Below are 20829 nucleotides of genomic sequence, written 5' to 3'. Positions count from 1 at the left end.
CAAATTCATTAAGGCTTTTGCCACACATCCTCTTTTCCATCAGCGTCTACACTTGGGCAAGGACTAAAGGACGCTGTACCGATGGAATCTGCAACCGCGCACCCCAATCACCCGCCTGCTGCACTGAAGCGCGCCGGCTGGGTGGGCCTGCTCGTGTTTCTTGTACTGGCGATTCCAGTTACGCTGATCTGGCAGCGCATCAACAGCGACGCCATCCACGAACAGCAGCAACGCTTCGATGACCAGGTCGAATCGCTCGCTTCCACACTGGAAAATCAAATGCAGTTGTACGAGCTGATGCTGCGTGGCGTCGGCACGTTACTGCTGAACAGCGACGACGTACCACGGTCAATCTGGAATCGCGCCATTGAGCAACTGCATATCCAGAATCGCTATCCCGGCATTCAGGGTGTCGGTTGGGCACGCTATCTGTCACAACATGAGCGTGATAGCTTTGTTCAGCAGATGCGCACCAATCAACAGCCGGATTTCCGTTATTTCCCGGCAGGTGATCGGCCGCATTATTTATTGATTGAACATCTGGCTCCCGAAGATTGGCGCAATCAACGCGCACTCGGCTTCGATATGTATTCGGAAGTGGTGCGCCGCAATGCCATTGATGCCGCGATCGAAAGCGGCATGTCACGAATGTCCGGCCCGGTCATTCTGGTTCAGGAAACCGAACAGGATATCCAGACCGGTACACTGCTCTACGTGCCACTTTATCGGCCTATGCCCGATGCCGAACCCGATGCGACCAGCCGTCGTGCGCATTTTATCGGAACCGTTTACAGCCCGTTTCGGATGAGTGATTTTGTCCAGAATGTGCTCGGCGCCCAACTGCTGATGTACGAGCTGAAATTACTCGATCAACAATCGCCACAGTTCCCTTTGTTCAATTCGATCAGCGAGAACTACGACAGTCACTTTCAACACACCAGTTCGCTGCAGATTTTCGGTCGTCACTGGCAATTGCAGGCACGCAGTAGCCCTACCTACGATCAGGCCATGGCGCCAACCCGGAACTGGTATACGCTCAGCCTTGGTTTGTTCGCATCACTGCTCAGCGCCTTGCTGGTTGCCGGTTACCTGTACACGCGCGAGCGCGCTTTGCAAGCGGCCAGCCTCAACGCTGCTGCAGTTCGCGATCGGGAACAATTGTTTGTCAGTCTGCTGATGCAATCGCCGGTAGCAACAGCCATTGTCAACGAGCAGGAAAACATTGAGATTGCCAACACCCGGTTTGCCGATCTGTTGTCAACGCCAGCGCCGAACACAACACCAGACTGGTTGCAGCGTCTGCCGCTGGCTGATTATTTCCGGCAACTGCAGCTGAGTGGACCCGGACTGCTGGAAAAAAATCTGCGTATTGATCTGCCTGTTCGCGATCAGACTATCGCCGTTGAACTGAGTGTCGCCGGCTTGCAACATGGCAGCGGCCAAAAGCTGGTGCTGAGCTTCAGCGATCTGACTGAGCATATCGAAAGTGAGGAACGACTGAAGGAAATTATCGAAGCCTCGCCGAATGCCATTCTGCTGATCAATGAACAAGGATTGATTGAGTTGGTCAATCAACAGACCGAACAGCTGCTTGGCTATCGACGTGAACAACTGATCGGACAGACCGTCGATCAACTGGTGCCGGATTCCGTGCGACCACATCATCCGGATTTGCGCGCCCGTTATTTTCGGCAACCCGTACGCACCCACATCGGTGCCAACCGTGATCTGTACGCCAAGCACCAATCGGGTCGGTTGATCCCGGTCGAGATCGGTTTATCGGCGTTGACCAAGAGCGGTCGTCATCTGGTGCAGGCGGTGTTGGTCGATATCAGCGCCAGAAAGGACGCGACGCAGAAGTTGGAAAAGCAGGCCCAGGAACTGGAGGAACTCAATCGCTACAAATCCGAGTTTCTGGCCAATATGTCACACGAGCTGCGTACCCCACTGAACAGCATTTTGATTCTCAGCGATCAATTGCGCAGCAACAAGGAAAAAACGCTAAGCGAAAAACAGATTTTTCATGCCGATATCATTCATCGTGCCGGTCAGGACTTGCTGGCCTTGATTAACGATATTCTCGATCTGTCGAAAATCGAAGCCGGCAAGATGAGTCTGCAAAAATCACCGCACGACATTCGCGATCTGCTCGAGGAATTGCAGCATGCCCTGCAACCCTTAGCTGAAAGCCGGGGTTTGCTGCTGAATCTGAATATTGGCAAAGAAGTGCCGAGTACTGTGCTGACTGATCGGGCACGGCTGGCACAGATTCTGCGTAATCTGATTAGTAACGCTATCAAGTTTACCGAAAAGGGCCATGTCTCGGTCACCGTCATGCGCGGCATGATGGCAACACCGGGCTTCATGCCCAGCCTCGAGTTTCGGGTACTGGATACCGGCATCGGCATCGCACCGGAAAAGTTGCAGGAAGTATTTGGCGCCTTCAATCAGATTGATAGCGGTACCCAGCGAAAGTCGGGGGGCACCGGTTTGGGCTTGACCATTTCCCGACAGTTGGCACAGTTATTCGGCGGAGAAATTCTGGTTGAGAGCGTGCCGGGACAGGGTTCAGTTTTCACACTTCAAATACCATTGGAAACCGTTTCACCTCCGGAGCTGCAAAGCTCGGCCCGGCGCATCACCACCGCACGCGATCAACCCGCGATTCTTATTGTCGAAGATGACAGCTGCTTTGCCAGTGTGCTGTGCGAGTTTGCCGAACAGTATGGCTATCAGTGCGAACAAACCAGTGAAGGTAATGAAGCGTTGAAGCGCATCGGGCAACGGGTATATGCCGGCGTGCTTATCGACCTTTTATTACCGGACATTAGCGGCTGGCAGGTACTGCGTGCGCTACAAGCCAATCCAGCTTACCGTGACGTACCGGTGCAAATCATTTCCTGCCTGCCGGAACCGCACGACTGGTTTGATGAACGGGTAATATATTTATTGAAGCCGGTTGGTCGTGAGTCATTGCATCAATTGTTCAAACGAATTCGCGTCAGTAATAAGGCCGAGCAGCACAACGTGCTGTTGGTCGAAGACGTCGAATTGGAGCGAGAGCATTACGCCAGCTTGCTGCAAGAACTTGGCTTTGCTGTAGTTACTTGTGCTGATGCCGAACAAGCGCTCAACGCTTACCGCCAGCAACGCTTCGATGCCGTCATCATGGATTTGCGTCTGCCCGATGCATCCGGGTATGAGCTACTGCAGCAAATGAATGAGCTGCGCTCACTCGACGATACTGCCTTGGTGATTAACACCGGAGCCGATCTGAGCGCTGAGGAGTTAAGCGGTTTGCGAGAACTTGCGGCGTTGATCGTACATAAAGCAGGAACCGATACGGAAAATTTGAAGAAGGCGTTACGCCGCTTTTTTACCGACATCAACAACGAACCAGAAAGCAAACCGCCGAAAACGACGCTACAACCTATTGCCCCTCACATTACCGGTGCCGCGGACTCGCCTTCGATGCCAAAAGTGCTGATTGTTGACGACGATGCCCGCAATATCATTTCACTGGAGGCGATGCTGAGTGACTATCAATTGCGGCTGTTGTCGGTGAACAGCGGTGTCGATGCCTTGCGGCTGCTGGTGCATCAGCATATCGATCTGATCCTGATGGATATTGCGATGGCTGGCATGGACGGCTACGCGACGATTGAAGCAATCAAAGCCCAGAAATTATCGAGTGCCCGCATCATCGCTTTGACGGCTCATGCCATGAAAGGAGATCGCGAACGCTGTATTGAGGCGGGTGCCGATGATTACCTGGCGAAGCCAGTCAATCGTCGACTGCTGACCGATACCATGCGTCGATACATCGCCGTCGAACGATCTTCCGAGAGGACAGGGAAAACGGATGCAAGAGTGGATTAGTGAAGAGCCTGCCCGCATTTTGCTGGTGGATGACAATTACGGCAATCTGGTCAGCCTGTCGGCGATTCTGGAACAGGACAAAGTCGAATTGCTGACGGCACAATCGGCCGATCACGGTTTACGACTGATGCGCGATCATGATGTCGATATCGCGTTACTCGATGTCAACATGCCCGGCAAAAGCGGCCTGGAAATGGCTCGTGAAATGGCCGAGGACGAACGACTGGCTGAGGTACCGATACTGTTTGTCACCGGTCAGGATCATGACGTCGATACCATGCGTCAGGGTTACGAAGCCGGTGCCTGGGATTACATAAAAAAACCGATCGACAGCCATACCCTGAAACGCAAAGTGCAATCGTATTTAACGCATGTGCGCTATCGTCGAGCCTTGAAACAAGCCAATGCCGAATTGCAGACCGCACGGGCCTACTATCAAACGGTATTGCAAACCACCGCCGAAGGTATTGTCGTCGTCGATCAACGCGGCTATTTGGAATTCATTAATGACGCGATGTGCCGACTGCTACGCAGCCATTCGGCACAATTGCTTGGCGCCAATCTGTTTCAGTTTGTCGATGAGGAACCGGGCAGCCATGGCGATCTGGAACAGTTTCGCGCCGCCATCGAACAAGGACGTGGTTTTCAAAGCCATGAATTGCGGCTGAAGATTCGCGATGAGCATCGCATTCCGATTGCGCTGTCCTGCAATCCATTGCCAGAGCCACGGCGCGGTGCGGTCGTCAGCATTCTTGATGTATCGATTCTGAAATATATGCAATCACAGCTGGAAAAGCAGGCGATTACCGATCCATTGACCGGCACACTGAATCGTCGCGGCTTGATGCAAGCAATCGATGTCGCGCTGGCGCGGGCACAGCGCAATGAGCAGCGACTGGCGCTATTCTATATGGATCTCGATGGCTTCAAGCGCGTCAATGATTCCTTTGGCCATGAAGTTGGCGATGAACTGTTGAAACGTATTGCCCAGCAGCTGCGCTTGCATATTCGCCCTTACGATACGCTGGCGCGTTTGGGCGGTGATGAATTTGTCGCGCTGATGGAAAGCGTCGATAACATTGAACAGATCGCCAAGACTGCGGAGAAATTGCTGGAGATCGTTTCACAGCCGCAAGTGCTGAAAGGCGTTAACGTCAACGTCGGCGTCAGCATTGGCATTGCCTGTTATCCGGAATGCGGCAATTCCGTCAGCGCCATGGTGCAGTCGGCCGATATGGCGATGTATCAGGCGAAGAGCGAAGGCAAGAGGCAATACCGATTCTTCAGCCCGGAGATGAACGGGCGCGCCCGTGCCCGCTTGATGCTGGAAAGCAATGTCCGGAAGGCCGTCAGCGAAAAAGAATTGCGACTTTATTACCAGCCGCAGATCTATCTGGACAGCGGCCGTCTGCGTGGCTTTGAGGCGCTGATGCGTTGGCAGCAACCACAGGCCGGATTGATTCAGCCGTCGCTGTTTATTCCGATTCTGGAAGAAACCGGATTGATTCATGCCATTGGGCCATGGCTGCATGAAAGTGCCGCGCACCAGTTTCGTCAATGGCGTAGCCAGCACCATGAAACGTTTGTCATGAGCTTGAATGTCAGCGCCTTGCAGTTCGGCTCAGCAAAACTGATTGATGAGCTGCAACGAGTTCTGGAGCTGACAGGTATCGATGAACCCTGGCTGGAAATTGAAGTGACTGAGTCGGCGCTGATTGATAATGTCGAATTTGCCCAACAACAATTGCAGCAATTGCGTGATCTGGGCGTACGCATCGCCATTGATGATTTCGGCACCGGTTATTCGTCATTGGCGTATTTGCGTGAACTACCAATCGATACCGTCAAGATCGACCGCTCATTCACAGCCAGCATGTTTGAATCAAACAAGGATGCGGTGATCGTGCAAACCATTGTTGAACTCGGCAGGCGTTTGCAAATGGAAGTCGTCGCCGAGGGCGTGGAAACCGAAGCGCAATTGCAATGGCTGCGTGAGCTCGGTTGCGACATTGCTCAGGGCTACTGGTTTTCGCGACCGCAGCCGCCGGAAGAGTTTCCATTCCCTTATGGACCATTCCGGCTACCCGCGTCCACGGCGACAGAGTGAGCGCTTGCGCCATTGCCTCGGTCGGCAGCGAAGGCAATTTGCCGACAAGCGGCAGATGACGTCGCGACTTTCGATGCTATAGTCCGATCCGGCTCGAACGGTTCGCATCCGTTTGGGCGCTGGCTCAGGCAAGGATTGACCGCACCATTACGAGGAGGGACTCTCATGTCATTGCTTCCACCGATTTTGCTACGCCGCTTGGCGCCAAGGAAGCGCCTGTTTCCGACGCTGTTTCTTTCCACCGGGTTGGCACTGTTTGCCTCGTCAGCCGCTGCAGCGGAGCTCCATTGCGAGCAACTGCTGACCCCGGCCGACCTCCACAACGCTCTCGGCGAAAAAGCCCGGGCGATCGTTTCCAAGCCAAGTGGCGTGGTGCAGGAAACTGGGGGCCGCTGCAGCCGCCTGTTTGCCATGGGGCAGTTCGACCGCTTCAGTGATGAATTGATCCTGATGGTCAGCCCTGCCAATAGTGTTGACAGCGCCAAAGCGACGGTCGAGCGGATGGCAAACGACGCCAAGAAATACTTCGGCTTCTCACGCCCGGCAATTGGCGATAACGCCGTGCATTACCGTCGGCTGGATCCGCTGAATGATGCCCGCATGGGCATGCATATCCATTTCAGTGTCGGCAAGTACGTCGTCGAACTCACCTATCACAATGTTGATGACGGCAAACGAAACAAATTTGTCATTGAATCAAAAGAACTGGAGCCACTTGCGACATTGCTGGCAAAGCGCTTGCGCTGATGCTTATCTGATAAACATTTCGCACGAAAAAAAGAAGGGACTGAGCATGAACATTGCCTGCCGCACACCATCAGTTGCAGCTGTATTTGTCTTGATCATAGGCTTGGCGAACGGGTTCACCACAATCGTTAACGCGGCCGAACCAGAAGGCTTCGATTTGGAAAAAGAAGCCAAGGCACTAAGATTGAAAAAGCACGAGCTTCCGGGTATTGAAGGTGCCCAATTCGCCGCGTTGAAAGGAAAAATCAAAACCAATCAGGCACGTATGATTCTACCCGGCTTACAGGTAACTCGACCGGTTGCCGTCACCGTGCAAGCCACGGAACCTTCGCAAGCGCTGGAACTGCAACTGGTGAAAACACGATGGCACAAACCCTTGGCTCGCTGTACGACGGATCAAAGCGGCCGTTGCACGTTGAAGTTTCGCACTCAAGGCGATTTGGGCATTGTTGTTCAGCAAGTGGGCAAAGAATCCCCCGGCTTTATTGTCGATGCCATCATTGGACCTAAAGTGATTGTGCCGCCCTCGCGTTCCATCATCGTGCCACGCTCAATGGATGAAGTACAAAGCACAGGTGGTTTTCCGCTGTGGCTCATCGTGCCGACAGTGCTCGCGCTCGGTATGGCGTTGTGGTGGTGGCGCCGAAAGCAGGACATTACGACTACCGCAGCGGTGCTTGTCGTTGCGCTCTCGATAGGATTTTCCGCGCCACCGGTCAGTGCCGAACCGGTACCTGGTGGCCCACCGATTTATCCGGACGAGTTGAGCTTTGATCAATTGATGGAGCAACTGAATCAAATGGGTGACGCCGGTGAGGATCTGCGGGGTCGCATGAAAGACATCGAAGGACTCGGCGATCTGGCCGAAAGCCTTTCCGATGTATTCGAGCGTTTTGGCAAAATCGCCGACGGGCTCGAACACCTGCAAACGATGCTTGGCCATTACGGTCATTTATCCCCTTCCGATAGCCAGTATCAGCCTGACCTGGATGAGCGCAGTCTGCCCGATATTCCCAGCGTTTGCGCGGCGACGCCGGCGTGCCAGGCGTGTTTTTCCAAAGCGCATGAAAAATTCATTGGTGATCGCTTGTTGCTGGAAGAGCTGCGCATTATTTATAGCTCGACCAAGGACTTCTCGAAGGCGGCATTGTCGTTCGGTGATTCGGCCTCCGGCGTTCATGGTGTATCGGGACTTGCATGGCAATCGGAGCGACGGAAAATTGAGAAATCGCTAAAGAACATGGATGACGCTTACGATCGAAAGTTCGAGGAGCTGATTGATCGCAGTCACGAAAGTTTGATGGCGATTGCCCGCTGCGAGGACGAGTATGGCATCAAGGATTGGTACAACCATTTTGGCTTCATGTATTTCGACTTTCTGAAAACCAAGTACAAACGGCCGGGAAACTGAAGGATGAAATTGCCAATTTTTTTAATCAGTGCAGTGTTACTTTGCTTTGCTGGTAGCCAGGCCAATGCGTTGGACACCGAGATGTTCTGCACCGGAAAGATCTACGGAAAAGGAAAGAAGGCCATTTGTTTACCCTTGGGTGAATTGTCGTTTGCTGACCAACTGGTGCACTTCTCGCCGGGAAAAAAAGCCTCAAAGGCGCCCTTTGATCAAGGGGCACAGGCCCTCGGCGAACCCAACTACAAGAATACCCGCTCGCCGGACTTCATCTCGCTCGGTTGCGACGGTGAGCTGGTCCTGCAGTTCACTGATAACGTGTTGGTCGACGTGCCGGGAATGGATCTGTATGTGTTTGAAGTTGGTCCGTTCGTTGAGAAAACGGCGCTTTTCATTTCACAAGATGGCGAACAATGGTTGCCGATCGGGACTATTGAAGGCTCTCGTTCGGACATTGATATTGCCCCGCTTGTGCCTGCTGGCGAGCGCTACAATTTTGTTCGCTTGGTCAACGCCGGCAAAAGCTGCGGCGGGCAACACAGCGGCGCTGATATTGATGCGGTCGCGGCGGTTGGCGCCGAGGTGCGCTTGTCGCTTAATAGCGCCGTGCTGTTTGATGTCGGCCAATCCGATTTGAAGCCTGAAGCAGACCAGGAATTACAGCAATTGGCGAAAGCCTTGGCCTCGTACGGCGATAAAGCGGCCATTACCATTGAAGGCCACACTGACAGCACCGGCAGCGAAGCGGACAACCTGAAGTTGTCGCAAGCAAGAGCCGAGGCCGTTCGAATATATCTGGTCACCAAAACGGGCACGGACGGTGACCGTTTGAGCACCAAGGGCTACGGCGAGAAACGACCGGTGGCGAGCAATGATGATGAGCAAGGCCGCGCCTTGAATCGCCGTGTCGATGTTCTGGTGGCGCCAAAACGATGACCGTCGTGCATAAGGCGCTAAAGCACTTCTTGTGGTCGCTGCTGTTCGGTGTCTCGGCATCGGTGACGTTTGCCGATGGCATGGCACCGGAATATCAAAGCATGTGTCAGGACTGTCATGGCACGACGACTACGCCGGGTATTGCACCATCGCTGTTTGCCACAGCGCTTTCCGAGGCCGAGTTTCGCGACATCGTCCGTGGCGGTCGCCGGGCAATGCCAAACTTTCCTTCCGAAGCGATTTCCGATAACCGCTTGCGTGCACTTTATCAAGGCTTGAAAACGGCCGTAGCCAACGACGGTCCGGCCGACAGCACGCCACAGGAACCGTCCGGCAATCGCACCCGTCGCCCGACCACGCTACCGGGTCTGCGCGGTACCGCTGTTGATGCCGAAACGGCGCGACGCTTGGCCACTACGCATCGCTCGCCTGCCGATCTGTATCGACAGCAGTGTGAACGTTGTCATCGCGACCTCAATGGTCCGCTACCCGGCAGTCCTTTGGACCAACGCTACTTCATTCCTGAGCTGCGATTCATGTCGATGAACCAATCGGCGTTTATTCGGCTGGTGCAACAGGGCGCAGGACCGATGCCGGCGTTTCCGGATTTGACGGAGGCGCAACTGACTGAACTGTATCGATGGATAGGTAAGTTCGAACCGGCCACGCCGAATCAGGCCTGTCGAGCGGACAACATCCAGCAAACGCATCGTCGTTGGGGCCGGGAACTTTATCTGGCGCATTGCGCACGCTGTCACGGTGAAAGCGGACAAGGCTCATTCGGCTCTTCCGCCCGAATCGATACACCAGCGTTCAATCTACCTGTTCCGCTCGGCGTGATTTGGCAAAAAGCCAACGCCGGGCACAGCATTGCGCCCGCCTTGCCGTTTCTCTCGCACAGCGACAAGCGTCAAATTGCCGTTTATCTTCGGGAGATGAAAGGCTGGGAACGTTACTCACGAGAGGACACGCCGGCGACATTCAGGCAATTGAATGGCGAAGATTGTCAGCGCCAGCTTTGTACACGGTACGCCCATGCGGCCGATGAAAAAGTGCGTGCCAACAGCAATCCTGGTCTGCAACCCAATGCCGGCTCATTGGAGTGCGAGCAATATCAGCGTAAAAATCGCCGCAAGGGTCCTGCGGGACCGGGCAGCATTTATCCGGATTGTTGGGCACAACAAGAAGTGGATCAGTTTGAAGCGTTTTGCGAAGCCTATACGCCCGGCATTTCTTCGCGCTACCCCAAGCCTCCGGAAGTGCAGGCGGTGACCACCGCACAGGTTCAGGCCAACGCCCAATTGCGTCCCGTTTGGAGCAACGAGACCGCGAGCTTGACCTGTCGATTCCATGACTCGATGGGCGTGCACATCGCCACCCCCAATGCCGATGATCGACCCAACTGGCAAATCCGTTTGTACACCACGTTACATGACCGCGCTGAAGGTGAGGGGTGTTGGTGGAGCTCGCCGCAGCAAACGTTGGGTGAGGGCAATCCCCTGCCCGATGACAACCGACGTGATCGCATCACAGTGTTTGTACGACTGCCAGAGAACGGCACGGTACCCGCGCGAAAATATTGGTCGGGAAAGTTGGGGGTCGAGGATCTGGATCAACCTGATCACAGCCGGCCTGCCAACACCTTGGCGTTCTACCAAGCCTTGCGCGTGATGCATGCCAAATCAGGGGAATTCACGCTGACGGTTTATCGCAATGTTGAGCATGACCGCACACGCAAACCACGAGCTTGTTCGGCCTGTGGCAATTCGGAATTCAGCAATGAAAAATGGTCCACAGACAAATAGTTCGAGTATTGGGAGATTCCGGTAATGAATTGGACGGCATTATGGCTGGGTGCAGCGTTATCATTCGCAGCATTGCCACCCACCGAAGCAGCAACACCGACATTGAGTGAGCTCGAGCAACAGATGGTTGCACTCGACCAGCAAATTGCCACGGCCAAAGCGCAGAAGCAAAACGATAAGCTGAAGTCACTGCGCGAACAACGTACAGCGCTGCAACAGACTATCCGCGATGCCAGGAAGCAGCAAAAAGCAGCCGATAAGGCAGCGCAGGCCAACGCGAAAAAGGCGGCCGCGGAGAAGACTTGGGAAGGCTATGATCCACAACGACAGTTGTGTGCTGCGATCGAATATCATCGAACGGATTTGGTCGAGCGCGTACTGAAAGCCGGAACCGTCGACTTGCAAAAAGCTAACGATCACTGTTTTTTCCCGCTCGCTGATGCGGCCAATCGCGGGCATGCCGATATTGTCGAACTGTTGCTTCAACACCAATCGCCGCTCAGCATGCGTTTTCCGATGATGAACACGCTGATGAGTGCCATTGAGATCACCGCGTCGAGCAAAGAGGACCGCACCACCATTCTTGATCGATTAAAGCGTCAGGGGGCTGGGGTGCATGACAGCGTTGAGGCCTCGCTGCCATCAGCTGTCATCGCTGGAGGCGATACGCAAAGCGATCAATACTTGAAAGACCGATTCAATATCGACAAGGAATTGATGCAATCCGGCGGTAGTCTGGTGCGTGCTTTGAAAGACGGGCATGTCAACAACATTGCCTGGTTATTGAAAAACGGCGCGAACGCTGAAGAATCATCGCTCGGCAAAACGGCCTTGCAATACGCTATTGATAGTCGCGATGTAGAGAAAGTCAAACTCCTGGTCTCAGCTGGCGCCAACGTCAATCGTGCCAGCGCCAATTTCCAGTCTCCGCTGAGCTACGCCGAAGCACTTCACGACAAGGCCTCCAGCAAACGCAAAGAATCATACCGGCACATCATCGATTATTTGAAGTCCGTCGGAGCCACGTACTCGGAGAAAGAACAAGGTAGATGAAAAAAGGGGCGATACCATCGCCCCTTTTCTTTTTTAGTTTTGATACGGGGTATTCTCGGCGAAGTACTCGTGGTTATCGGCGTTATCAAGTGCCCGGGTCGGATTGGTCCGCGCCAGATTCTTTGCTGCACTTTGACCGTAAGCGTGATCATCGGTTGCTGCCACGACATTGAAATGGCTCAATTCATGAACAATGGTACCGCCTTTGGAATCGGTACCAGACAGCGGCGCGCTCCAGAACGCATTGCACAAGTACACTTTGTAAGGCTGTGTTGGATAAACGTAGGCATAAGCGCTGCTGGTGCAGCCACAATCGAACACCACGTTCTGATTGAGCATCGCACTATAAATTTTGCTGAAATGAGAACGCGCGGTGCTCCAGCGGGACGAGGTGTAACTGCCGAACCATGTCGTATAGCGCGCACCAACGGTGCTGCCATTCAGGTAGTTCAGCGAATTACTGGCCATCGATTTCGAGGTGTTGAAGGCGCTGCTTATCGTCGACCGGCGCGAGCTGCTGCAGTTGCTGCTGTAACTGACGCCTTGAATGCCGATGGCATTGGCGATGCTTTCTTCCCGCTTCAATTGCTGCTCAACCTGTGATTGCAAAGAACCTTCGATCCACAAATGCACAGTATTGCTGTTGGCAACGCTGACCTCGGCTTCGGCCATCTCCATTTTGCCGTTCAAGCTGCGCGCCGCTTTGCTCTCGGCAAAATGCGGCTGATACGAAAACGTGTAGGTGCCGGTGGCTGTCAGATCGAATTGGGTACTGAGCTCGATGGGGCGACTGATCGATTGCCCCGAGGCCAAAGGCAGATAGTCTTTGTCAGTCGGTGCGCCGCGTTTGTAATGCTTGCCGAGATAAAGCACCGGCTTGCCATCGCGACTGACCTCAAAGAAAGAGGCCTCATCGGTTTCGCCGGGAATTTGCCATTTCAACAGGCGTACAGGGCGAGCGCCATCGTTGCGAATGGTGACGACAAACTCGGCATCATCCGAGGCTTTCAGCGCTGGCTTAACTGATTGCAACTCAATGGTGAGTGCGGCATGGCTTAACTGGCTGAACAGCAAGACGGCCGCCAGCGCACCGGCGCGTGGCGCCAGAGTGGATTTACACATAGAGATTTCTCCGTATTAAGGGCCTGTTTACCTTTGCCACGCCACAGCGTTGCCGCCCGTAGCGCATTGCGGCGTCATTCGTCGCTCATGTACGTCAAGTACACTGCCCTCCTCATTCCTGCGCCCCACAGGGAAGTGGGAAGTGTCGCAAGCGCGTCAGGAACGCCCGCGACCACTGCGCAACGGGCGGCTCCGTCGCTGCGGTGTGGCAAAGGTAAACAGGCCCTGCGTTTATTGTCGTTTGCCAGCCGACTCCCTCAACAGCTAGCCAGCAGAGATATGCGCCCGAACACGATGGCTCGTCAATTGGGTCAAATGGATTTTTTTGCTTTTGTGTATCAGCCGTCAGATTGGCCGTGACAAAACGCTACAGAGCACTCGACGCTAGATACAGAACTCATACATGGACGATACAAAGTGAAACAACAACGCCGGCATTGCCGGCGTTGTTGTTTCACTCCTCGCTCAGACAAATTGCGGACAGATATCCGGAAAAACCGAGAACATGCCACGCGGACAATTGCGCGTCAGGGTATGGAACTGTTGTTGAGATAATTGGATCACTTGTTGCTGATCACCCGCTTCGAGATAAAGCTGAGGTTTATGACAAAGCTGCTCATCGATCAATGTTTCAATCTGGTAAGCATGACCAAATGCCGGAATCGCGCCAGGCGTGCAATCGAAAAAAATCCGGCTGATTTCACTTTCATCGGCCAAGCGGAACTGACGATGACTATGTTTGTTGACGTGATAGAGACTGAGCATGCGGTCTGCTGGAATCATCACCAGCAAGAATTGATTTTGTAAATCAACCAGCAACACCGATTTGATCATCTGACTCGGCGGCACATGCGAAGCAATTGCTTTTGAATAGCTGCCGCTGCGGGCCGGATGTTTGAACACGTCGTACTGCACGCCGTGCTGATGCAGAAAACTCTGAACTGATTGTGCAATCATGCTCGACTCCCAGAAAAAGCCAACTGCAAGCAGAATAGTTTATGGGGGTCGAGCGTGACAGCGGCATGACAATCGCCACTGTATAGCGAATTATTCTAGTGCTTTGGTTTTTTGGTCTTATTCGGTAAGTAAAATTAATACGCTGTTACCGACTCTGTCCCTAACCGGGATCAGAGTTTCGGAATCTTGACTGTGCTGATCATCAAGGAACCCGACAGCGCATACATCAATACCAACGGGTGAAAACGGGCCGGGCCGATTTGATAGGTGCCGAACCACAGTTGCTCGCCGATGTCGCCCATGACAATGGCAATGACCATGACGGCAACCAGAATCGTGCTGGTAGGAATCGGTGTGCCTTCGAAGTACTTGACCTTGCCAGCTGTGTCCGACATCGACTCAGCGGTGATGTTGTAACGCGCCAGACGGCTGACACCGCAACCAACGAACGCCACCAGCACCGCCATGTCCCACAGCCCTTGCATGCCACAGGCGTAGGCGAATGTTGCCGGCGCAACGCCAAAGGAAATCACATCAGCCAATGAATCAAGCTCACGACCCATCGCTGAGGACTGCTGACGCCAGCGGGCAATACGGCCATCGAAAATATCGAAAATCAACGCCAGCGGTGTAAACGCTGCCGCGAAATACAGGAAACGCACATCCTGTTCCTGCAGATAGGCCATCGACAGGAAAATCGTGATCATGCCGCTGAACGCATTGCCCATCGTGAACCAGTCAGCGAGGTGAAAGTCGCGAATCATCGCGAAGCGGCGCGGTTTTTCCATGGTGTGTCCTGTCAGACCGGGATTCGGTTGTTGTTTGCGGACAATGGTGCCAGACGAGCCGGCCAACGACAATCGACGACATAAAAAAAGGCTGCCGAAGCAGCCTTTTTCTGTCAGCACAGTTATTTGATCTGCGGCTTCAACTCGCCTTTGGCATAGCGCGTGGTCATCGCGTCCAGGCTCAGCGGTTTGATTTTCGAGGCTTGGCCGGCGCAATTGAATTGCTCGTAGCGCTCTTTGCAAATCGCCATCATCGCCTTGGTCGATTCGGCCAGGAATTTGCGCGGATCGAATTCCTTCGGATTCTTGGCCAGGAAACGACGCACCGCACCGGTCGAGGCCAGACGCAAATCGGTGTCGATATTGACCTTGCGCACACCGTGCTTGATCGCTTCCTGAATTTCGCTGACTGGCACACCGTAGGTTTCGCCCAAATCACCGCCGTACTCGTTGATGATTTTCAGCCAGTCCTGCGGCACCGATGAAGAACCGTGCATGACCAAATGCGTGTTCGGGATACGGGCGTGAATTTCTTTGACACGGCCGATGGCCAGAATGTCACCTGTCGGCGGACGCGAGAATTTGTAGGCGCCATGCGAGGTGCCAATGGCGATCGCCAGCGCATCAACATGGGTGTCACGAACGAACTGCGCCGCTTCTTCCGGATCGGTCAGCAACTGAGAATGATCGAGCACGCCTTCAGCGCCAACACCATCTTCTTCGCCGGCCATGCCGGTTTCCAAAGAACCCAGGCAACCGATTTCACCTTCGACGGAAACGCCGCAAGCGTGGGCAAAATCGGTGACGGTTTTCGTTACCCGCACGTTGTAGTCGTAATCGGTTGGGGTTTTGCCGTCTTCACCGAGCGAGCCGTCCATCATGACCGAGGAAAAGCCCATTTGAATCGAGCGCTGGCACACCGCTGGCGAAACGCCATGATCCTGATGCATACAAACCGGAATATGCGGGAATTCTTCAATCGCGGCCAGAATCAAATGGCGCAGGAACGCCGCGCCAGCATATTTGCGGGCACCGGCCGAGGCCTGAATGATCACCGGCGCATCGACGGCATTGGCCGCTTCCATAACCGCGCGCATTTGCTCCAGGTTATTGACGTTAAATGCCGGTACACCGTACTGATGTTCGGCCGCGTGATCGAGCAGCTGCCTTAAGGTAATCAATGCCATGATTTTTTACTCCGTTTAACTTATTTCGCTCGTTCAACCAGGATGGCAATTGCCGGTAATTCCTTGCCTTCAAGGAACTCCAGAAACGCACCACCGCCGGTGGAAATGTAACTCATTTGTTCGCCGATACCATACTTCTCGATGGCAGCCAGCGTGTCACCACCGCCAGCCAGTGAGAACGCATCGGATTTGGCAATCGCCAGACTCAGGGCCTTGGTGCCTTCGCCGAATTGATCGAATTCAAAAACACCAACCGGACCGTTCCAGACGACGGTGCCGGCCTTGTTCAACAACTCGGCGAACATCGCTTGGGTTTTCGGGCCGATATCGAAGATCATCTCATCTTCGGCAACCTCTTTCGCCGCTTTGACCACAGCCGGTTCATTGGCGTCGAATTTCTTGCCGACGACGACATCGACCGGAATCGGAATATCGGCGCCGCGTGCTTTCGCCTGCGCGATCAGAGTTTTCGCTTGTTCAACCAGATCGGCTTCATAAAGCGATTTGCCGACCGGTAAGCCAGCAGCGGCCATGAAGGTGTTGGCGATGCCGCCACCGACGATCAGCTGATCAACTTTCTGTGCCAGTGATTCCAGAATCGTCAGCTTGGTCGAGACTTTCGAACCACCGACAATCGCGACCAAAGGACGCTTCGGTGCGTGCAGCGCCTTGCTGAGTGCATCGATTTCCGCCGCCATCAGCGGGCCTGCGCAGGCAATCTTGGCGAACTTGGCAACGCCATGAGTCGAGGCTTCAGCGCGGTGAGCGGTACCGAAGGCATCGCCGACATAAACATCGCAAAGCGCCGCGTATTTCTTGGCGAGCTCATCGCTGTTTTTCTTTTCGCCGACATTGCAGCGGACGTTTTCCAGAAAAACGACTTCGCCCTCAGCGATATCAAGACCATTCAGGTAATCGTTCGACAAACGCACTTTGCTGTTCAGCCGTTGGGCAAACCATTCCACGACTGGTGCCAAGGAATCTTCTGGCTTCAGCTCGCCTTCAGTCGGACGACCAAGGTGCGAACAGACCATGACTTTCGCGCCTTTTTCCAGCGCCAGCTTGATGGTCGGCAGTGAAGCTTCCAGGCGCACCGCCGAAGTGATTTTGCCATCCTGAATCGGCGTATTCAGATCTTCACGGATCAGCACGCGTTTACCGCGCAAATCCAGATCGGCCATTTTGATTACGTTCATGTCATCTTCCGTATGTTCTGCAGAACACGCATCATCGCGTGCAATGTGTCGCCAAACTTATTTTTTCAACCACTTGACTACATGCCAACCGGCAAAGCCAACAAACAACACACAGCTCAGGGTCTGAACCACGACTACCCAATTGGTATCCATATTTCTTTTTCCGTTCCTGGTCGACCGCTTGTTGTCCGCTTCGCGGACCTGGGTTACGCCGCTACGCGGCTAACCCAGGCTACGGCTTTTTATTTCGCATTCATCATGGCGATGGCGGTATCGAGCATACGGTTGGAGAACCCCCACTCGTTGTCGTACCAGGCCAGCACCTTGACCATGCGGCCATTCACTTTCGTTTGCGTGGCATCGAAAATCGACGAGAACGGCGTGTGGTTGAAATCGATCGAGACCAGCGGTTCGTCGTTGTAGGCCAATACACCTTTCATCGCGCCTTCGCTGGCGGCTCGAAGCGCGGCGTTGATTTCTTCTTTGGTGCAATCGCGCTTGGCGATAAACGACAGATCAACGACCGAGACGTTGGCGGTCGGCACACGCACCGCGAAGCCATCCAGCTTGCCATTCAGTTCCGGCAGCACCAGACCGACGGCTTTGGCGGCACCGGTTTTGGTCGGGATCATGTTCATCGCGGCAGCGCGGGCGCGGCGCAGATCCTTGTGATGGCCATCAACGATGTTCTGGTCGTTGGTGTAAGCGTGAATCGTTGTCATCAAACCGTTTTCGATGCCAACGGTGTCATGCAACACTTTCGCCACCGGTGCCAGGCAGTTGGTGGTGCAGGAGGCGTTGGAGATCACTGTCATGTTCTTGGTGATCAAGTCATGGTTGACGCCGTAGACGACGGTGGCATCGACATCTTCACCGCCAGGGGCGGAGATCAACACTTTCTTCGCGCCGCCAGCAAAGTGGGCACTGGCCGCTTCTTTGGTGGTGAATTTACCCGTGCACTCGAACACGACATCGACTTCGGCCTCGGCCCATTTCAGGTTGGCCGGGTTGCGATCGGCAAATACCCGAATACGATCGCCGTTGATGTAAATATTGCCTTCGTCATAGGTTACTTCGGCGTTGAAGCGGCCGTGTACCGAATCGAAACGGGTGAAGAACGCTTCGTCCTTGATCGGATGCGAGGTGTTGATCGCGGTAACGATGATTTCATCGCGACGGGCGTGTTCGTAAATGGCGCGCAACACGGTGCGTCCGATGCGACCGTAACCGTTGATACCGACTTTGATAGGCATTACATACTCCTTGGGGGGTAAGAGTAGGGTTTACAAAAAAACGGCGCCAGAGTCACCGGCGCCGTAGTCTTCATTTCAATAGTTCGTTGGCGGTGCTGACGATGTTCTCGACAGTAAAGCCGAAATGCTTGAACAGCGCGCCGCCCGGTGCACTTTCACCGAAACTTTGCATACCGATGACACGGCCATCGAGACCGACATACTTGAACCAGAAGTCGGTGTGACCGGCTTCAATGGCGATGCGTTTACGCACGCTGCTCGGCAATACCGATTCGCGATATTCATCACTTTGCGCATCAAAAACATTGCTCGACGGCATCGACACGACGCGAACATTTTTACCTTGTTCACGCAGCGCTTTGGCGGCATCCATGGCCAGCGACACTTCCGAACCGGTCGCGATCAGAATCAGTTCCGGTGTGCCGTTGCTGTCGGACAACACATAAGCGCCTTGGGCGATCTCGGCGATTTGCGTTTCGTTGCGCTGTTGATGCGGCAGGTTCTGACGCGAGAACACCAGCGCGCTCGGGCCTTGTTTGTTTTTCACGGCCGCGAACCAGGCAACGGCCGATTCAACGGCATCGGCCGGGCGCCAGACGGTCATGTTTGGCGTACCGCGTAAATTATTCAACTGCTCAATTGGCTGGTGGGTCGGGCCATCTTCACCAAGGCCAATCGAATCATGGGTGTAGACATAAATAACGCGCTGTTTCATCAGCGCCGACATGCGCACGGCGTTGCGGGCGTATTCCATGAAGATCAGGAAGGTGCCGCCGTAAGGGATGAAACCGCCATGCAGCGCGATGCCGTTCATGATCGCGCTCATGCCGAATTCACGGACACCGTAATACAGATAATTGCCATCGGCGTTTTCAGCGCTGATGCCTTTTGTGCCTTTCCAAATGGTCAAATTGGAACCAGCCAAATCAGCGGAACCGCCGAGCAATTCCGGCAGTGCCGGCGCCAGCGCGTTGATCGAGTTTTCCGAGGCTTTACGCGAGGCAATGGTCGCGGCTTTCTCGTTGACCTCTTTGATATAAGCTTGCGCGTGCTCACTGAAATGCGCCGGCAATTCGCCTTCGATACGGCGCAGGAATTCATCAGCGAGTTCTGGATAGGCGGCACGATAGGCTTCAAAACGTTTTTGCCATTCGGCTTCCAACTTGGCGCCTTTTTCCTTGGCATTCCAGGCGGCATAAATTTCGTTTGGCACAACGAATGGCGCGTGCGGCCAGCCGAGTTTTTCCCGGGTACCGGCGATTTCGGCATCACCGAGCGGCGCGCCATGGCACTCTTCTTTGCCGGCTTTGGTTGGCGCGCCAAAACCGATCACGGTTTTGCAGCAAATCAACGTCGGACGATTGGTTTCTTTTTGTGCCGTTTCCAGCGCCATTTGAATTTCGACCGGATCATGGCCATTGACGTTCGGGATCACCTGCCAGCCGTACGCTTCAAAACGCTTGGGCGTGTCGTCGGTAAACCAGCCATGCACTTCACCGTCGATGGAAATGCCGTTGTCATCGTAGAACGCGATCAGCTTGCCGAGGCCGAGCGTGCCGGCCAGCGAGCACACTTCGTGGGAAATGCCTTCCATCAAACAACCGTCACCTAAAAACACGTAAGTGTGATGGTCGACGATGTTGTGATCACCTTTATTGAATTGCGCCGCCAAGGTTTTCTCAGCGATGGCCATGCCAACGGCATTGGCCAGACCCTGACCCAATGGACCGGTGGTCGTTTCAATACCGGGCGTGTAACCGTATTCCGGATGGCCCGGGGTTTTTGAATGCAGCTGACGGAAATTTTTCAGGTCGTCGATCGAGACGTCATAACCGCTCAGGTGCAGCAACGCGTATTGCAGCATCGAGCCATGACCATTGGAGATAATGAAGCGGTCGCGATCCGGCCATTTCGGGTTGTTCGGGTTGTGCTTGAGGTGATCGTTCCAGAGCACTTCGGCGATATCGGCCATGCCCATTGGCATGCCAGGGTGACCAGACTTGGCTTGTTGAACCGCGTCCATGGCCAGGGCACGAATGGCGTTAGCGTTCGTGAAACGAGCAGACATGCAGACTCCAAATAGCGATGAGGGAAGGCAGACAGCACCCGACCATCAGGGGGGATCTGGAGGGGGCCAAAATCAAGGGCGCGTATTGTCACCGAAACGCCCCCTTCAGGGCAAAGCTTGTGGCCAGTTTTTAAGCAGTTTTTTTCAGATTTTTTTGCCGCGCCGAAAGCTTGCACACCGACAACCCGGCGGCTGATATGCACCAGAAAATGCTGCTTTGCACCAGCTTGGTCCGACCATACATCTCGGATAAAGCGCTGATATTGCAGGCAAATTTCAGATTTGTATGAGTTCTGTATCAATGTGACGTAGTTCACATTTTG

At 54.2% G+C, this 20829-nt stretch carries 14 protein-coding genes; 7 read left to right on the top strand and 7 right to left on the bottom strand.

Features of this window, described 5'->3' with window-relative positions; genetic code table 11:
- The first annotated feature begins 81 nt into the window (after positions 1-81).
- From E2H98_RS10465 to E2H98_RS10435, 7 genes are all read left to right on the top strand, one after another.
- Complete coding sequence (locus E2H98_RS10465; RefSeq protein WP_133589468.1) at positions 82-3879, top strand: response regulator; 3798 nt, start codon at positions 82-84, stop codon at positions 3877-3879.
- The gene (locus tag E2H98_RS10460) at positions 3863-5986 is read left to right on the top strand and encodes a putative bifunctional diguanylate cyclase/phosphodiesterase (protein ID WP_133589470.1); all 2124 of its coding nucleotides are present in this window, start codon (positions 3863-3865) and stop codon (positions 5984-5986) included. Before E2H98_RS10465 ends, E2H98_RS10460 begins: the two co-directional genes overlap by 17 nt.
- Positions 5987-6151: 165 nt before the next feature.
- Positions 6152-6733: a hypothetical protein gene (locus E2H98_RS10455; protein WP_133589472.1), complete on the top strand. Its 582-nt coding sequence runs from the start codon at positions 6152-6154 to the stop codon at positions 6731-6733.
- Between the two features lie 46 nt (positions 6734-6779).
- Positions 6780-8144, top strand: a complete 1365-nt coding sequence (locus tag E2H98_RS10450; protein WP_133589474.1) for a hypothetical protein — start codon at positions 6780-6782, stop codon at positions 8142-8144.
- 3 nt (positions 8145-8147) lie between these two features.
- On the top strand, positions 8148-9077 hold the full coding sequence (locus E2H98_RS10445) for an OmpA family protein (protein WP_133589476.1): 930 nt from the start codon (positions 8148-8150) through the stop codon (positions 9075-9077).
- Complete coding sequence (locus E2H98_RS10440; protein ID WP_133589478.1) at positions 9074-10882, top strand: c-type cytochrome; 1809 nt, start codon at positions 9074-9076, stop codon at positions 10880-10882. The genes E2H98_RS10445 and E2H98_RS10440 overlap by 4 nt, the downstream gene beginning before the upstream one ends.
- 24 nt (positions 10883-10906) lie before the next feature.
- Complete coding sequence (locus E2H98_RS10435) at positions 10907-11935, top strand: ankyrin repeat domain-containing protein (protein ID WP_133589480.1); 1029 nt, start codon at positions 10907-10909, stop codon at positions 11933-11935.
- A gap of 33 nt (positions 11936-11968) precedes the next feature.
- Here E2H98_RS10435 and E2H98_RS10430 read toward each other — a convergent pair whose 3' ends face one another.
- The 7 genes from E2H98_RS10430 to tkt all read right to left on the bottom strand — a co-directional run bounded on the left by E2H98_RS10430 (position 11969) and on the right by tkt (position 20506).
- Complete coding sequence (locus E2H98_RS10430; RefSeq protein ID WP_133589482.1) at positions 11969-13057, bottom strand: M35 family metallo-endopeptidase; 1089 nt, start codon at positions 13055-13057, stop codon at positions 11969-11971.
- 465 nt (positions 13058-13522) lie between these two features.
- Complete coding sequence (locus E2H98_RS10425; RefSeq protein WP_133589484.1) at positions 13523-14014, bottom strand: aminoacyl-tRNA deacylase; 492 nt, start codon at positions 14012-14014, stop codon at positions 13523-13525.
- 170 nt (positions 14015-14184) lie between these two features.
- A complete protein-coding gene (gene pssA, locus E2H98_RS10420; RefSeq protein WP_133589486.1) occupies positions 14185-14802 on the bottom strand; it encodes a CDP-diacylglycerol--serine O-phosphatidyltransferase in 618 nt (205 codons plus the stop codon).
- 122 nt (positions 14803-14924) lie between these two features.
- A complete protein-coding gene (gene fba, locus E2H98_RS10415; RefSeq protein ID WP_133589488.1) occupies positions 14925-15989 on the bottom strand; it encodes a class II fructose-bisphosphate aldolase in 1065 nt (354 codons plus the stop codon).
- 20 nt (positions 15990-16009) lie between these two features.
- Positions 16010-17185 carry a phosphoglycerate kinase gene (locus tag E2H98_RS10410; RefSeq protein WP_133589490.1) on the bottom strand — a complete coding sequence of 392 codons (1176 nt, stop codon included), beginning with the start codon at positions 17183-17185 and terminating at the stop codon, positions 16010-16012.
- Positions 17186-17427: 242 nt separating this feature from the next.
- Positions 17428-18438: a type I glyceraldehyde-3-phosphate dehydrogenase gene (gene gap, locus E2H98_RS10405; RefSeq protein ID WP_133589492.1), complete on the bottom strand. Its 1011-nt coding sequence runs from the start codon at positions 18436-18438 to the stop codon at positions 17428-17430.
- Positions 18439-18508: 70 nt separating this feature from the next.
- Positions 18509-20506 carry a transketolase gene (tkt, locus tag E2H98_RS10400; RefSeq protein WP_133589494.1) on the bottom strand — a complete coding sequence of 666 codons (1998 nt, stop codon included), beginning with the start codon at positions 20504-20506 and terminating at the stop codon, positions 18509-18511.
- Positions 20507-20829: the final 323 nt, after the last annotated feature.

It is taken from the genome of Permianibacter aggregans (genome assembly GCF_009756665.1).
GTDB classification, from domain to species: domain Bacteria; phylum Pseudomonadota; class Gammaproteobacteria; order Enterobacterales; family Permianibacteraceae; genus Permianibacter; species Permianibacter aggregans.
This window is presented reverse-complemented; position numbering and strand designations above follow the sequence as displayed.

Coding starts and splice junctions, on each gene's coding strand:
- E2H98_RS10465 (WP_133589468.1), top strand. CDS start 82: ATGGAATCTGCAACCGCGCACCCCAATCACCCGCCTGCTGCACTGAAG.
- E2H98_RS10460 (WP_133589470.1), top strand. CDS start 3,863: ATGCAAGAGTGGATTAGTGAAGAGCCTGCCCGCATTTTGCTGGTGGAT.
- E2H98_RS10455 (WP_133589472.1), top strand. CDS start 6,152: ATGTCATTGCTTCCACCGATTTTGCTACGCCGCTTGGCGCCAAGGAAG.
- E2H98_RS10450 (WP_133589474.1), top strand. CDS start 6,780: ATGAACATTGCCTGCCGCACACCATCAGTTGCAGCTGTATTTGTCTTG.
- E2H98_RS10445 (WP_133589476.1), top strand. CDS start 8,148: ATGAAATTGCCAATTTTTTTAATCAGTGCAGTGTTACTTTGCTTTGCT.
- E2H98_RS10440 (WP_133589478.1), top strand. CDS start 9,074: ATGACCGTCGTGCATAAGGCGCTAAAGCACTTCTTGTGGTCGCTGCTG.
- E2H98_RS10435 (WP_133589480.1), top strand. CDS start 10,907: ATGAATTGGACGGCATTATGGCTGGGTGCAGCGTTATCATTCGCAGCA.
- E2H98_RS10430 (WP_133589482.1), bottom strand. CDS start 13,057: ATGTGTAAATCCACTCTGGCGCCACGCGCCGGTGCGCTGGCGGCCGTC.
- E2H98_RS10425 (WP_133589484.1), bottom strand. CDS start 14,014: ATGATTGCACAATCAGTTCAGAGTTTTCTGCATCAGCACGGCGTGCAG.
- pssA (WP_133589486.1), bottom strand. CDS start 14,802: ATGGAAAAACCGCGCCGCTTCGCGATGATTCGCGACTTTCACCTCGCT.
- fba (WP_133589488.1), bottom strand. CDS start 15,989: ATGGCATTGATTACCTTAAGGCAGCTGCTCGATCACGCGGCCGAACAT.
- E2H98_RS10410 (WP_133589490.1), bottom strand. CDS start 17,185: ATGAACGTAATCAAAATGGCCGATCTGGATTTGCGCGGTAAACGCGTG.
- gap (WP_133589492.1), bottom strand. CDS start 18,438: ATGCCTATCAAAGTCGGTATCAACGGTTACGGTCGCATCGGACGCACC.
- tkt (WP_133589494.1), bottom strand. CDS start 20,506: ATGTCTGCTCGTTTCACGAACGCTAACGCCATTCGTGCCCTGGCCATG.